The sequence below is a fragment of the Pseudoalteromonas sp. XI10 genome (assembly GCF_001469895.1).
Classification (GTDB): Bacteria; Pseudomonadota; Gammaproteobacteria; order Enterobacterales; family Alteromonadaceae; genus Pseudoalteromonas.
Genome location: NZ_LOPY01000037.1, coordinates 66,565 through 81,038 on the forward strand (window position 1 = coordinate 66,565; position 14,474 = coordinate 81,038).

Consider the following 14,474-nt stretch of genomic DNA (forward strand, 5'->3'; position numbering starts at 1 on the left):
CCTTGTGAATCACTTAGACTAAAAACAATTTCGCAGTAAATGTTAATATTTTATTGACGTTTTAGTAACCGTGTCATACTCTAATGAAAGCGCTTACATTGAAAGGGCTTTTTATTTGACCTCTAATGTAAGCGCTTACAATTGACTGATTAAAACTATACTCTATATATATCAGTTGAGTACTAACAAACACATAATGTTAGGGTTCAATGCAATGAACAAATTCAAAACACACTTAACACAACTAGCAATGGCGCTTTCTGTAGCGACTTTAGCTGGCTGCGGTGGCTCTGCCACAGATACAAAAATAGATACTGTTGATCCAACTGAACCAGTTTCAGATTGGGTGATGGTTTGGGAAGATAACTTTGACGGCGATGCCATTGATGACAACAAATGGAATTTCGAAATAGACTGTGCGGGTGGCGGTAATAACGAAAAACAATGTTATACCGACAGTGAAGAAAACGCTTTTGTTGCAGACGGTATTCTAAATATTGTTGCATTACCTGCAGAAGAGGGTGCAGCAAAACCTTATACGTCTGCACGTATCAATACTCGCTATAAAGCTGATTTTAAATATGGTCGTTTTGAAGTACGTGCAAAGCTACCGAGTGGGCAAGGTTCTTGGCCTGCGTTCTGGATGATGCCAACCGATGAAGTTTACGGTGGCTGGCCTCGCTCTGGTGAAATTGACATTGTTGAGTCGGTTAACTTAAAAGTTCCAACCGAAGATGGTGTCGAGTCAAATATTTACGGCACGCTTCACTATGGTAAAGAGTGGCCAAATAATGATAGCAGTGGTAAGGCTTATGCATTTGACCAAGGGTCAAACCCTGCTGATGACTTTCACACTTATGCTATCGAGTGGCAAGAGGGTGAGATTCGCTGGTACGTTGATGACTACCTATACGCGACACAGCGTAAATCAGAGTTACTTTACAATGCTGACGGTGAAGCACTGGCCCTAAAACATAAAGGTTGGTATACAGAGTACTTTGACCAAACAACTGGTGAGTTAAAAACGTTTTGGGATGAATCTCCTTATGACCAAGAGTTTTATTTAATTCTTAACTTCGCAGTTGGCGGTGATTGGCCGGAAAACGTTAATGCAACCGGTATTGATGCTAGTGCATTCGAAAATGGTCAGGCATTTGAAGTTGACTATGTTCGTGTTTATGAATGTGCGCAAGACCCTGACACAGGTAAAGGTTGTGAAACAGTTCGCCCAGGTTATGACAATTTAGAAGATGCACTTGTGCAAGGTGCAGCACCAGCTCCAACACCACCAAGTGATGGCACAGTCACACCACTTACTATCTTTGATAGCAGCTTTAACCCTAACTGGCCTGCATGGGACTGTTGTGGTGGCACAACGCCAGGGTTAGTTGAAGATGCAGACCGTGGTAATGTAGTTGAATTTAGTGTGGGTGCAGAGCCTACAGTAAATGGCTTTATTAGCCGTGATGCCTTTATTACCGATGAAAATGGTGAAGCCTCTCCTTATGATGCTAGTGCAATGCTAGAAGACGGCTATGTAACGTTTGATATGCAAGTGACTTCGCTGCCTGCCACACCAGATGCACCTTGGTTATTTAAAATCGAAAGTGACGAAGGCGCGACAGCCGTTGAGCTTAACCTAAGTGATAGCACTGAAGGTGTTAGCCCAGTTGCTGGTGAATGGCAAACTTATACCTTCCCACTGCAAACATTAGCTGACGCAGGTTTAAATGTATCGCTAATTGATGTAATCATGATTTTCCCTGCATGGGGTCAAGGTGAGGGTGCTGTTTACCGTGTTGATAATGTTGAAATTACCAATGGCGGCACAACAACATTACCTTCATTAACTTTATTCACTGATGAAACTAATCTAGATTGGCCGCTATGGGATTGTTGTGGTGGTTCAACACCTGTTGAAGTAGTCGACGACGAAGAACATGGTGTTACTGCAGAGTTCTCTATTGGTGCAACTCCTACGGTAATGGGCTTTATTAACCGTACTTCATCTGGTGGTAGTGGTTCTCAATTTGATGCATCAGCATTGGTTGATGACGGCATGCTGCAGTTTGAGATGAAGATCACTTCTTTATCATCAACACCAGATGCGCCTTGGCTATTAAAAGTTGAGTCTAATGAAGGTGCAACAGCAGTAGAAGTTAACCTTAACACAAGCTCAGAAGGTGTTGACCCTGTTGCTGGTGAATGGCAAACATACACATTCCCAATCAGTACTTTATTAAATGCAGGTTTAGATGTAAGTGCTATTGATGTAATCATGATTTTCCCTGCATGGGGTCAAGGTGAAGGTGCAGTTTACCGTGTCGACAATGCTCGCATTTATGCACCAGAGCAAGAATCGGCAGCATCAGAGCTGACGCTGTTTGCCGAAAACGTGGCTGATCAGTGGAGCATTTGGGATTGTTGTGCTGGCAGCACGCCAACAGTCGAAACTGACGATGAAACTCATGGCTCTGTGGCAGAATTTCAAATTGGTTCTACCGCTACGGTAATGGGCTTTTTAGCTGATGATGGCGTGAGTTTTGATGCATCGCACTTATTATCTGAAGGTGTGGTTCGTTTTGAAATGAAGATTGTTTCAAACGCCAGCAACCAAGATGCTCAGTGGTTATTCAAAATTGAATCAAACGATGCAGGTCAAGCTGTGGAGCTTGCGTTAAGTGCAAGCCAAGAAGGTGTCGAGCCTGTGGTTGGTGAGTGGCAAACGTATACTTATACACTTGCTGACTTACTAAGTGCAGGTCTTGATATTAGTGCAATCGACGTTGTTATGGTGTTCCCGTCATGGGGGATGGGTGAAGGTGCGGTTTACCGTATTGATAATGCAGTTATTGCAAACCCGTAATTAACATTGGCAACAAGTGATGGGTGCTGATTACAGCACCCAGTATCCATGACAACATATTGCAAAAGCAGGTATATCATGAAAAGCACAAAATTTATTAAAACACCTCTTGCAGCGTCAGTTGCGATGATTTTAACCGCAGGGCTAGGCACTATGTCTGCTTATGCACAGGATGAGCAAGAGAAAGCTGATAACGATATTGAAGTTATCGAAATTAAAGGTATTCGTGGCAGTATGATCCGCGCCATGGATATGAAACGTGATGCAACTGGTGTTGTTGATGCGATTTCAGCAGAAGAGATGGGTAAATTCCCAGATACTAACTTAGCTGAATCATTACAGCGTATTACCGGTGTATCAGTGAGCCGTTCAAACGGCGAAGGTAGCGAAATTACGGTACGTGGTTTTGGCCCTGAGTTTAACCTAGTAATGCTGAATGGCCGTCAAATGCCAGGCACGGGTTATACGCGTTCATACGCCCTTGAGAATATTGCCGCTGATGGTGTAAGTGCACTTGAAGTTGCAAAATCAGGTCAAGCTGATGTACCAAGTGGTGGTCTAGGTGCTACTGTAAATATTATTACAACTCGCCCACTAAATAGCCCAGGCGAAAAGTTTAGCTCGTCTATTAAAGCTATTCATGACTCGTCAAATGAAAAAGGTGATGATGTAACGCCAGAGTTTTCAGCGATGTACAGCAATACCTATGCTGATGATACATTTGGTTTTGCGGCATCATTCTCTCATCAAGAACGTGATTTTCAACAGCAAAGTGCCAATATTCAAGGTTGGCAGGCCAATGTTGACTTACCAACCCTTGATGAAGGTGACTACATTGACCCACGTGAAGTAGATAGCGAAGGCAATCGTGTCGGTAATCATTTCTTCCCGAAAGACATGAACTACAGTATTGCTGATGTTGAACGTGAGCGTACTAATGGCCAAGTAACTTTGCAGTACTCGCCAATTGAAAGCTTTACTGCAACGGTTGATTACACAGCAAGTCGTGCAATCACCGGTGTTGAAACTGCAGGTTGGGGTATTTGGAATGAGTTTGGCAGTAACATCAATAGTTATGAGCTTGATGAAAATGGTACAGCGCTTTATGCCGATATAAGTGGTAATGATGGTTCATTTACAGCAAGCCGTGCCACTACAGAAGTTAAAGCACGTTCAATTGGTTTAAACCTAGAATGGCAAATCAATGACCAGTGGGAAGTTGAGTTAGATTATCATGATTCGAAAAACGAAACAGATAACGGCGCAGATGATGGCTTAGGTTCTGATGGTCAAATCATTCTTGGCTCAGATCAGTTACAGAGCAAAGTATATGATTATCGCACTGGTGAAGTTCCGCATGCCTATGTTAATTGGAACAATGGCACTACTGTACTTGATCCAAGTGAAATAGATTCGAACTTCAGTCAGTTTATTTACTCTCCGGGTGAGTCTAATGTTGAGCAAGCTCAGCTTCATGCAACTTGGTTCAATGAAAGCTTTGAAATTCCACTTGTTAAAGTGAAATTCGGTGCTGCCAATACTAAGCAAACCATGGGTGGTTTTACTGCTTGGAGTGGCTTACGTGGCGGCCCTGGTTTTAATCCATCATTCACCGAAATCTTCCCTGATGGCATGTTCACTTATAATGATACTGGCGACATGCTAGATCAGTTTGCCGGTGGTGGTAGTGCCCTTGAGCCAAATTATTATTACACCTACAGCTTTGAAGAAGCATTAGCTCGTCAGCTTGCTTATTTAAACGAAGATTTATTAGGCGACAATCAATATTCAATTGACCCATTCTTTGATGGTATCGACAGTGAAAGCTACGTAGAAGAGAAGACACAAAGCTTCTATGTGAATAGCTTATGGGAATTTGAATTATCTGATTACTTTGTTCAAATCAACGCAGGTCTTCGTTATGAAGAAACTGATGTGACCAGTACGGTTCGTCAACGTGTTGAAAGTCAAGTTAACTGGGTGAGTGCATCTGAGTGGATCATGCAGTATGAAACTGGCGGTACAGATAACTTTTACCAAGAAGAAGGTAATTATGATATCTGGTTACCAAATATCGACGTAAAAGTTGAAATTACAGACGAGCTAGTTGGTCGTGTTTCATGGGGTAAAACCATGGCACGTGCGCCGCTGGGTAATTTGGCTGGTGGCCGAAGCTTGACGGGTAGCCCGAAACCAGGTTCGCGTACAGGTAGCCAAGGCAATACTAATCTGTTGCCATTTGAATCAACTAACCTCGATTTATCACTTGAGTACTACTACGGTGAAGGTAGCTACGCGTCGGTTGGTTACTTCAAAAAAGACGTAGATAACTTTATTCAAACGCAAATCACTGAAACAACGATTGATGGTTTATACGATATCTTAAATGGTCCTCGTTACCTTGAAGCTGTTGCATCTGTAGAAGCACGTGGCGAGCAGGCTACGAGTGACGCAGTATTCAATGAAATGCTGGCATTAGGTTATGGTAATGCAGATGGTGCCATTGAGCCAACGAGTTCAGATCCACTGATGGTATGGAATATTTCTCAGCCACAAAATACTGATAGTAAATCAGTTGATGGCTTTGAACTTGCTGTTCAACACTTATTTGGTGAAAGCGGCTTTGGTTTAGGGGTTAATGCTACGTTTGTTGATGGTGATGTTGAATTTGATGTAGCAAGTTTGACTCAACAAGCTCCTTTATCAGGCTTAAGTGACTCAGCTAACTTCCAAGCTTTTTACGATAAAGATGGTTTATCTGTGAAAGTGACTTACGCATGGCGTGACTCTTACTTAATTGGTGTTGGTCAAGCGCAAGGTTCATCTGATGCTCCGCCACAGTTTGGCGATACCTACGGTCAATGGGACTTAAGTGTTAACTACGACATCAACGAAAACATGACTGTTTTCTTTGAAGGTATAAACCTTAATAACGAAACTGAGCGTGGCTACGGTCGTTACGAAGAGCAGTTCTTATTTGCTCGTCAATACGGACCTCGTTACACAATTGGTGCCCGTTATAGCTTTTAATATGTGATCCCGATGGAACAAAAGCCGCTCAATGAGCGGCTTTTTTTATTTTAAATCTGATAATTAAGACGTTTTTAAAGAGGCTTCTTGCGATAAAGTAAGTAGCTAAAAAAATAGCAAAAAATAGCAATACCAGGATTAATTAATAAATTAGGCATGAACACAATATCGGTTTCACCAAAACAGTAGAAGTAAAAGGCAATAGTGAGTAATGAAGGTAGCGGGAAAAAGAAAGTTTCGTTAGCGACTAAGCCCACTACCGACCAGCTAGTTAATAGAAGTGAACCGACAAAAACGAGAAAGCCATGCCATAAATCGTGCTTTTTAGCATAGTGTTTGGCTATTAAAATTGCTACAACGCATGCTGGCAATGTTATTACGGATAAAATAACGTAATCCATAACAACTTATCCTCATTCTCCTTGTTATCGCGTAATTAAAACAAAACCCAGTACTTTTGATATATCAGAAAACACTGATCTTATTACCTGAGATGGCTTATCTTATTTTGTTGAGAATAATTCGCGCAACACGCTGATGATTTGTGTAATATATGCCACACTATATCCACCCCATTTGGCTTTACTGATACACACTCGACTTTTATTGTGTTTCAATTAGAGCTTAGCGTGTTTTTTCAACTTAAAATCATATGTTTAAGTTGTATTAGGTAGAATAATAAATGAGATTATCAGATACCCATATTCAGCAGTATATTGACGAAGGCCGCATTGTTATTGAGCCAACACCGAGTAAAGAAATGATTTCAGGTGTGACGGTAGACTTGCGTTTGGGCAACAAGTTTCGAGTTTTCCAAGATCATACCGCAGCCTATGTTGACTTAAGTGGTCCAAAAGATCAGCTTAACAAGGCGATGGAATCAATTATGAGTGATGAAATTGTGCTTGCTGAAGAAGAAGCATTTTTCCTCCATCCAGGTGAATTGGCACTGGCTATCACCCATGAAAAAGTCACATTACCAGCAGATATTGTTGGTTGGTTAGATGGTCGTTCATCGTTAGCACGTCTTGGTTTGATGGTTCATGTAACAGCACATCGTATTGATCCAGGCTGGTCGGGTAATATCGTGTTAGAGTTTTATAACTCAGGCAAATTGCCACTGGCGCTACGCCCAATGATGAAAATTGGTGCTATGAGTTTTGAAACCATGACAAGTCCTGCTGAAAACCCATACAACGTTCGTAAAGACGCAAAATATAAAGATCAAAATTCGGCAGTAGCGAGCCGTATTAGTGATGACAATAAATAACTCCAGTTTATGTGGCTTTCGGGCCACATAACATTTTGTTACTGAACTTTTTACCTAATTAAAGCCTGCATAATTGGCAATTTAAGCGTATTCCTCCCATACTTTTAGCTGGTGTTAAAAGCACGGAGCTAAAATGCACATTGTTGGCAAGCAAGTTAATTGGATTATCACAAAGCTGCTCATAATATTGTGTTGTGTATTGATACACTGCACCAGTGTTTTTGCTGCTGATGATGACTTATCTGTTTGGTTGCTTGATTCAGAACAACCACTTGCCAAACTTAGCCAATCTCTTGAAGTATCGTTACAAAACGCAGAAAAACTAAATGCGCTTGAAACAAGCTCAGTCCGTCTTACAGCTAAAACGTCCCACTGGTTAGTCATTGATTTATACCAACTACCTGACAATAAAAACTATGTTGTTTTTCTTGGCGAACCCAATTTAAGCTGGGCTAAGTTTTATCTTTTAGATGAAAACTTTCAGGCTACTAATAATCAACGAATCGCTTCACTAGAAAGTTTATCGAACGTTCGTCCTCATTGGTTGATTGAGCATAGCCAAGGACATCGCTGGGCTTTAGTTAACTTTGTGCATGATAGGGCGCTGACGATAGAAGTTGGGGTGGTGGCTGCGAAAATATTTGAAGCCAATTTACACCAAACTATTTTAGGTTATGGTGCTATTTTGGGTGTGCTAATTTTATGTATGTTCGTGTGCGCAGTATATTTTTTTGTATCGCAGCGACCTAAATATATGGTGTTAAGTGCCTACTTCTTGCTTGTTACGGTTGGATTTCTCATAGATAACGGTTTAATCAACTATCTAATTGATGGCTTAGATTGGGAAGCAAAATGGCCTGTTAATGAATTTGCACTGTGTTTTGTGAGCTACTTTTTATATCATTTTTTAGCCATTCATACATACAAACCTATTTTTAAAAAAGCATGGCAAGCAATGATTGCGTGTTTGCTAATTGCAGCTTTACTGTCATCAATTCAACCACAGTTCAATCGCCAGTGGTTATTTATTGTTTCTTGCGTTGGATTCTTGAGTTTTGCTGGCGCTCTATTTTTTAGTTTAATGGAGCTCAAAAATAGCCGAACCCACCTGCGTATTTTTATGCTTTTAACTATTGTTGTTCAAGTGCTTAGTTTAGTTATTTGGAATGGCTTTGGGGTTGGTTATCATGACATCCATAACACCATATTGCTTCTCACATCACTGGCGATATGTTCTGTCTTATTGTTAAAAGATCGCCAGCAAATATCTGCATTTAATTATTCGATGCTGCATGATGCAGATACTAAACTGCCAAATAAGCAATTTTTGCTCGCGCAGATAGTGAAAAAAGTTTCGAAAAAACAACACTTCTCAGTTTTATTATTTAAGGCTCATGTACTTTCAAATGCCCGTTCTACCTTTGGCTTTGAACAGGCCAATATTTGTATCAATGAAAGATTAAGTATCTTAAATACTCAGTTGCAGAGTATGAATGCATTAAAGCTTGAAATTCAAGCAAGCAGAAGCGCATGGCTTGCACATGTTGATGACAGCACATTTGGCTGTTTAATTATGGGGGAGCTTGAGCTAAGTCACATAGAGCAGTTTGCATGTTTGATCCATGGTGTGTTTGAAGAAGGGCTCACCCATGAAGATATTAATTTAGTCGACAGTGTTGATATTGGCGTTGCTTATTACCCAATGCACGGTAATACCGCGAAACAAATTTTCCAATGTGCGATACAAGCAATGTCTGAAAAGCGTTTACAAGGTGAGCGTTGGCGCATGTTTGATTCAGAAACTGCACGCCTGTCTGAGCAAAGGTTATCGATTGCTGCAGCGCTTAAAATAGCGATTGATGAAGACCAACTTAGCTTGCATTTTCAGCCACAGATTTGCTTAAAAACAGGCAAAGTTGTTGGCTGTGAAGCATTGTTGCGTTGGCAGCATCCCGTATTTGGTGCAGTAAGCCCTGATGTGTTTATTCCAATTGCAGAGTCAGCCGGGGTGATCAATCAGTTAACTGAATGGGTTGTTGAAAGAGGCATTGAGTGGCAAGCGAAGTTTTGCAAACTGATACCCGATCACGTTATTTCTATAAATATTTCAGCAAAAGATTTATTAAATAAAGACTTACCCGTGCTGTTAATTACTATTTTAAATGAGCAAAAAGTAGCGGCTGAATCTGTGATGTTGGAGCTTACAGAATCAGCCACTTTAGAAGAAAGTAAAAAGATTAAAGCAACACTTGATGACTACCGCTTAATCGGCTTAAAGCTTGCGATTGATGATTTTGGTACCGGCTACTCATCGCTTGCTTATCTGAGCCAGCTAGGTTTTGATGAAGTTAAAATAGATAAACAATTTGTGTTAAATCTACCGTTTTCAGTGAACGATCAGAGTATTTGTCGGGCTACCTGTGATATTGCCACTACTTTGGGTGCACATGTTGTTGCTGAGGGGATTGAAGATGAGCAAAGCCTAGCAATGCTGCAAAGTTATGGTTGCCAGTTTGGGCAAGGGTATTATTTTTCTAAACCACTTTGTGCAGATGATTACTTAGCTTGGATAAGCGAGGTTCAGAAAGTTGAGATTAGTCTTGATGCAACAGCGAACCTAACTGATTAAAGTAATTCAGCAGTGCTGAAAAGCAGCGCATTGTATGCTGCTCATCTGGGTAAATTAAGCCACCTGTCGATAACCCACTCACTAAAAAGCTATTTTTTATATCAGGGTGCATGGCAATACACTTTTCAAAACAGCGAGCTGCTAGTTCTTCCGGCATACTCATATAAAGTTGCTTTACTTGCTGATCAAAAGCGATAGATTGCTTCACAAACGCATTCGGGTTTTCACCAGAGGAGTCTAAAAATACCTGATGATAAAACTCATTTAAGCGCTGATTAAGTGGATGGCTTAAATCTGGTGACTGTTCGAGCCACAGTGCTGAGCAAAATTGCATGCTCTTTCTGCTCTTAAATAAATGCTGACAAATATGGTGATCAAACGCATGAAACCATTCATGGGCGAGAGCGCCTCCGCCGGCATTTTTTGCAAGCGCAAGGGTTTGGCTGTGGGCATTGTAATGAGCCTGCACACCTTTTTGCCCACCATGACCAAAGGCAAAATTAAGCTTACCTCTAAGGCCAATTGCCGTTGGGGGTAAACTCAAAATTTGCGCAAGGTCAGCTAAGGCATCGTAAATTAAATTCGCCGCTAATAGCCGCTCTTGCTTATTAACCCAATTGCCAACCACCATGGTACGAAAACCAAAGGTATCGCGAATATCGTCAAAATCGACCTGATCATCAAAGCGATAATCTGGTCCCTGACGATGAAAACCCGCACTAAGCCGTTTTGATACACGCATTATAAATAGCGTGCCTTAACATCATCTGGCATATGTTGGGTTTGCTTATCGACCAGTGCTGCTAATAATCTGTATAGCGGTGTTACATCAAGGCCTTCAATTAATTTAAGGCTATGAGCCACTGCTTCTAAAGTTGATAAACTATCTGCGCGTGGTGCTTTACGAATGACGTATTTGTTTTGTGGTATTTGCTTAAAACTCACAGCCTGAAACCCCTGAAGGCTAGGAGTTAATTGCAGCATTTTGTAGGCTTTTTTCCATGTACCATCAATCACGATTAAATGAGTTAAAGACTGTTTGAAAGCATCTGTAGTGGCAGTGTGTTCATCTAAACATAATGCATTATCAGCAGGATAGAGTACCGCTGTTGTTGCTTTTGGCAATGTTTCAAGCTGTAAAAAGTCTTGCTCTGACTCCCCTGCAATGATTTGGCAGTTATCTAAGCCTAAATTCAGTAAATTAGCGGTGTTTTTAGTAACTTTTTCCTCACTTGGGTGGCGTAATATAATGATTTTTAGTCTATTATTGATTATGCTTATTGAATCACATAAACAGGTTTTAACTGAAAAGCCACAATGTGAGCACAATTCTCTAGCCATACGAACTCAGGTGTAAATCAAAACTATGCCTAGTATACATGAGCTTAACTCGCAAAGCAGGTTTGCTTTTTAGCTACGAACGGCTAAAGTTGCGATTTATATAATTACGATTTTGATTAAGGGATAAAGATGACGACAATCACAATTGATGAGAGTGCACTTGAAGGGATGGAATCACTTTTAGGTGACCAATTTGCCGACACCTTGACCTTTTGTTGTAGTGAATTTCAGCGTTTAGGTTCTGAAGTACTTGCAAATCTTGGTTCAGATAACGAAGCTGCAGCACGACATGCACACAGCTTAAAATCAAATGCGGCTCAATTTGGTGCCGCGAGTTTATCATCGCTTGCGCAAGAAATTGAACTCACCCTAAACCAAGGTGATGTAGCTACTGCACAAGAAAAATCACAAACCCTTGATGAACAAGTTTCAGGTTCTGTAGAAAAATTACAAGCTTGGTTCGCTACTCGCTAAAAACTTGAATTTATTTCAGTTATAACCGCAAAAATCCTCTGGCATGGTACCCCTTTACTGGGGTAGTCTTAAGGCTAATTAGTAGAGGTAACCATGTCACAAATCAAAAAGAGTCACAAACTAGACGGTGTCTGTTATGACATACGTGGGCCTGTGCTTGCACAAGCTCGAAAAATGGAAGACGAAGGGCAAAAAGTATTAAAGCTAAACATTGGCAACCCAGCTGCCTTTGGCTTCGATATGCCTGAAGATATGCACAAAGATATCATCCGTAACTTATATTCAGCCCAAGGCTACTGTGACTCTAAAGGCCTCTACTCAGCCCGTGTGGCTGTCTATCAACACTATCAGCAACGCGGTTTATTTAATCTTGATGTCGATAATATTTATATCGGCAATGGGGTCAGCGAACTAATTCAAATGACCACACAAGCATTACTTGATAATGACGATGAAGTGCTTATTCCTGCACCGGATTATCCGCTATGGACAGCATCAGTTAAGTTAGCAGGGGGTAACCCTGTGCATTATCTTTGTGATGAAGAACAAGATTGGTTTCCTGATATTGCTGATATTAAATCGAAGATCACCTCAAAGACCAAAGCATTGGTGCTTATTAACCCAAATAACCCAACCGGTGCGGTGTATAGCGATGATCTGTTGATGGAGCTTATCAATATTGCTCGTGAACACAAACTGTTGTTATTGAGCGATGAAATTTACGAGAAAATCTTGTACGACGGTGTCACCCACAGCTCTATTGGTGCACTGTGTGATGATGTGCCAATTATCACCTTTAATGGCTTAGCCAAAACGTACCGCGCTGCAGGTTTGCGTATGGGCTGGATGGTGTTAAGCGGTCGTACTAGCATGATGGACGACTTAAGCCGTGGTCTTGATATGCTGGCATCAATGCGTTTATGTGCCAATGTACCTGCACAATATGCTATTCAACAAGCTTTAGGCGGTGTGCAGTCAATCGATAACTTGATAAACCCTGGTGGTCGGCTGTACGTTCAGCGTGATATTGCATGGCGTGGTTTAAATGCCATTGATGGTATTAGCTGTAAAAAGCCTAAAGGGGCACTTTACGCTTTTGCGAAAGTGGATACGGCGCACTTTAACATTAAAGATGATGAGCGCATGATTTTAGATTTACTCAAAGCTGAGAAAATCTTATTAGTGCATGGTCGCGCATTTAATTGGCCTGATCCTGATCATTTCAGATTGGTATTTTTACCAAACAAAGATGATTTAACAGAAGCCATGAGTAAGATGCAGCGATTCTTCGCTGATTATCGACAAAGCTAAAAAAAGCGAGCCGAGGCTCGCTTTTTTAATAAGCTTTATCAACACGCACCGTGTTATCGGTGAGGTAGACCAAACGTACTTTATCACCTTGGTTAAACAGCATTTGGTTGTCTTTATCTTGTACAACCATAAACTGTTCGCCGCTTTCTACTTTAATCATCAATTCAACGAGCTGATATTGTATAACGCGACTTTTTTGTTGACGGTTGTGAGCAACAGAGCCACCAATCATCGAACCTAAAATGGTTGCTACAGTACGACCACTGCCGCCACCAAACTGATTACCAATAACACCGCCAATTAGCGCACCACCAAACGTTTCCCAGCCGTTGGTTTTATCTCTGACCAGCTCTTGTTCGGTAATGGTTCGCACTGATTGTACTGAGCCGAACAACACCTGCTGTACTGGTACTGCTTTGTTACGCTGATAATCAGCATAACTTGGCGAGCTCAGTAATAAACAGCTTGCTAGGATTGCTACTAGGTATTTCATAAACCCTCCTGACTACCAGCCAAAAGTTGATTTCTCACGTGTTTTACGGATTTCAGTTTCATCAGCCCATTCAACTAGGCCGCTTTTTAAATCCATTAAACGCATAGTGAATTTATAATACACATCAGCCTTGTCAGCATTCGATTTAACAATGCTCGATAAGTTACCGTATAACATGTATTGCGCACCAACTTGCTGGCCAAAGGCAATAGCGGTATTTGGGTTTACAAGTGGGTCAACGTTTTGGAAATTAAGTTGCTCGCGCACAGCTTCAACGCGGGTCATATCAACAAAGCGGAACTTACCACTGCGTAATAACTGTGTTGAGATTGAATCAGTAATTGATTCAGTATCAATATGCTCGCTCGTTTTGTTTTTAATACGTTCAACAAACACGATAGGGCGGGTATTTGCTGTCATGGTACCAACCACAGGTGAAGCAAGTAACGAGTCTGTCATTTGGCTTGCTACTTTTTGTAGATCCGTTGAACCAAAGTTGATATCTGTGGTTTCTACGGCTTGCGCATCACCATAGCTAACAACGGCTTTGTTAGCACAACCAGACAGCAACAAAGCGCTTGTCATCGCAACGGCCGCAGCCGACTTAACAGAAAGTAATTTCATTGTAGTATCCTTAATCTTCAAATTCTTGTGCTTCTGTTGACACTTCACGCACTGCAAGCGAGAAGGTGACAGCATTTGCTGTCGGGGCTAGGCCCGGTAATTGGGTCTTAGCAAATCCAAATAATGTAATAGGTTGCCAAGGTGAGTGGTTGCCGCGAATAACAAAGCCATCAGCGTCATACCAAGTAAATTGATACTGTAAGTATTGAGACTTTTTGTACTGGCTTGCCAGTGTCACAACAACATCTGTTAAGCCATTTGTTTGGCGTGTTTTTACATCTGTAATGGCTAATTTCTTGCCAAGTTCAGGGTTATTAACAATCAGTTGTTGGTTATACTGTTGTGATGCCTGCTCAACACCAATGCCAGAAGTGGTAGGGCGTGAGGAGCAAGCCGCAACAAGTAAAATGGTTAATAGTGGCACTAAGTATTTCAT

General features: G+C 41.2%; 12 protein-coding genes. 6 read left to right on the top strand and 6 right to left on the bottom strand.

The annotated features are described in order from the left end of the window. The first annotated feature begins 214 nt into the window (after nucleotides 1–214). Both AUR67_RS07455 and AUR67_RS07460 read left to right on the top strand, forming a co-directional pair. A complete protein-coding gene (locus tag AUR67_RS07455) occupies nucleotides 215–2,866 on the top strand; it encodes a glycoside hydrolase family 16 protein (RefSeq protein ID WP_058584828.1) in 2,652 nt (883 codons plus the stop codon). Between the two features lie 78 nt (nucleotides 2,867–2,944). After that, nucleotides 2,945–5,896, top strand: coding sequence for a TonB-dependent receptor (locus AUR67_RS07460; RefSeq protein WP_058584790.1), 2,952 nt, complete (start codon nucleotides 2,945–2,947; stop codon nucleotides 5,894–5,896). Between the two features lie 74 nt (nucleotides 5,897–5,970). Here the strand turns inward: AUR67_RS07460 and AUR67_RS07465 are convergent, their stop codons facing one another. Beyond that, a complete protein-coding gene (locus AUR67_RS07465) occupies nucleotides 5,971–6,297 on the bottom strand; it encodes a hypothetical protein (RefSeq protein WP_058584791.1) in 327 nt (108 codons plus the stop codon). Nucleotides 6,298–6,578: 281 nt separating this feature from the next. Here AUR67_RS07465 and dcd point away from each other — a divergent pair, with 281 nt between their 5' ends. Beyond that, nucleotides 6,579–7,166, top strand: a complete 588-nt coding sequence (dcd, locus tag AUR67_RS07470) for a dCTP deaminase (protein WP_055021131.1) — start codon at nucleotides 6,579–6,581, stop codon at nucleotides 7,164–7,166. A gap of 133 nt (nucleotides 7,167–7,299) precedes the next feature. Next, complete coding sequence (locus AUR67_RS07475) at nucleotides 7,300–9,795, top strand: EAL domain-containing protein (protein ID WP_058584792.1); 2,496 nt, start codon at nucleotides 7,300–7,302, stop codon at nucleotides 9,793–9,795. On the opposite strand, the gene AUR67_RS07480 is transcribed toward AUR67_RS07475, so the two are convergent. Next, the gene (locus tag AUR67_RS07480; protein WP_058584793.1) at nucleotides 9,761–10,537 is read right to left on the bottom strand and encodes a CLCA_X family protein; all 777 of its coding nucleotides are present in this window, start codon (nucleotides 10,535–10,537) and stop codon (nucleotides 9,761–9,763) included. The two genes, AUR67_RS07475 and AUR67_RS07480, sit on opposite strands and share 35 nt — an antisense overlap. Continuing rightward, on the bottom strand, nucleotides 10,537–11,136 hold the full coding sequence (locus tag AUR67_RS07485; protein WP_058584794.1) for a tRNA-uridine aminocarboxypropyltransferase: 600 nt from the start codon (nucleotides 11,134–11,136) through the stop codon (nucleotides 10,537–10,539). Before AUR67_RS07485 ends, AUR67_RS07480 begins: the two co-directional genes overlap by 1 nt. 129 nt (nucleotides 11,137–11,265) lie before the next feature. On the opposite strand from AUR67_RS07485, the gene AUR67_RS07490 reads away from it, so the two are divergent. Together AUR67_RS07490 and AUR67_RS07495 are read left to right on the top strand one after the other, a co-directional pair. Further along, nucleotides 11,266–11,610, top strand: a complete 345-nt coding sequence (locus AUR67_RS07490) for an Hpt domain-containing protein (protein ID WP_058584795.1) — start codon at nucleotides 11,266–11,268, stop codon at nucleotides 11,608–11,610. Nucleotides 11,611–11,703: 93 nt separating this feature from the next. Then, a complete protein-coding gene (locus AUR67_RS07495; RefSeq protein WP_058584796.1) occupies nucleotides 11,704–12,921 on the top strand; it encodes a pyridoxal phosphate-dependent aminotransferase in 1,218 nt (405 codons plus the stop codon). Nucleotides 12,922–12,946: 25 nt separating this feature from the next. Here AUR67_RS07495 and AUR67_RS07500 read toward each other — a convergent pair whose 3' ends face one another. Genes AUR67_RS07500 through AUR67_RS07510 form a run of 3 tightly spaced genes read right to left on the bottom strand, consistent with a single transcriptional unit; the run spans nucleotide 12,947 to nucleotide 14,474 of the window. After that, a complete protein-coding gene (locus tag AUR67_RS07500) occupies nucleotides 12,947–13,414 on the bottom strand; it encodes a glycine zipper 2TM domain-containing protein (RefSeq protein WP_058584797.1) in 468 nt (155 codons plus the stop codon). Nucleotides 13,415–13,426: 12 nt separating this feature from the next. Beyond that, the gene (gene lpoB / locus AUR67_RS07505; protein WP_054561262.1) at nucleotides 13,427–14,038 is read right to left on the bottom strand and encodes a penicillin-binding protein activator LpoB; all 612 of its coding nucleotides are present in this window, start codon (nucleotides 14,036–14,038) and stop codon (nucleotides 13,427–13,429) included. Nucleotides 14,039–14,048: 10 nt separating this feature from the next. Then, on the bottom strand, nucleotides 14,049–14,474 hold the full coding sequence (locus AUR67_RS07510; protein ID WP_054552954.1) for a YcfL family protein: 426 nt from the start codon (nucleotides 14,472–14,474) through the stop codon (nucleotides 14,049–14,051).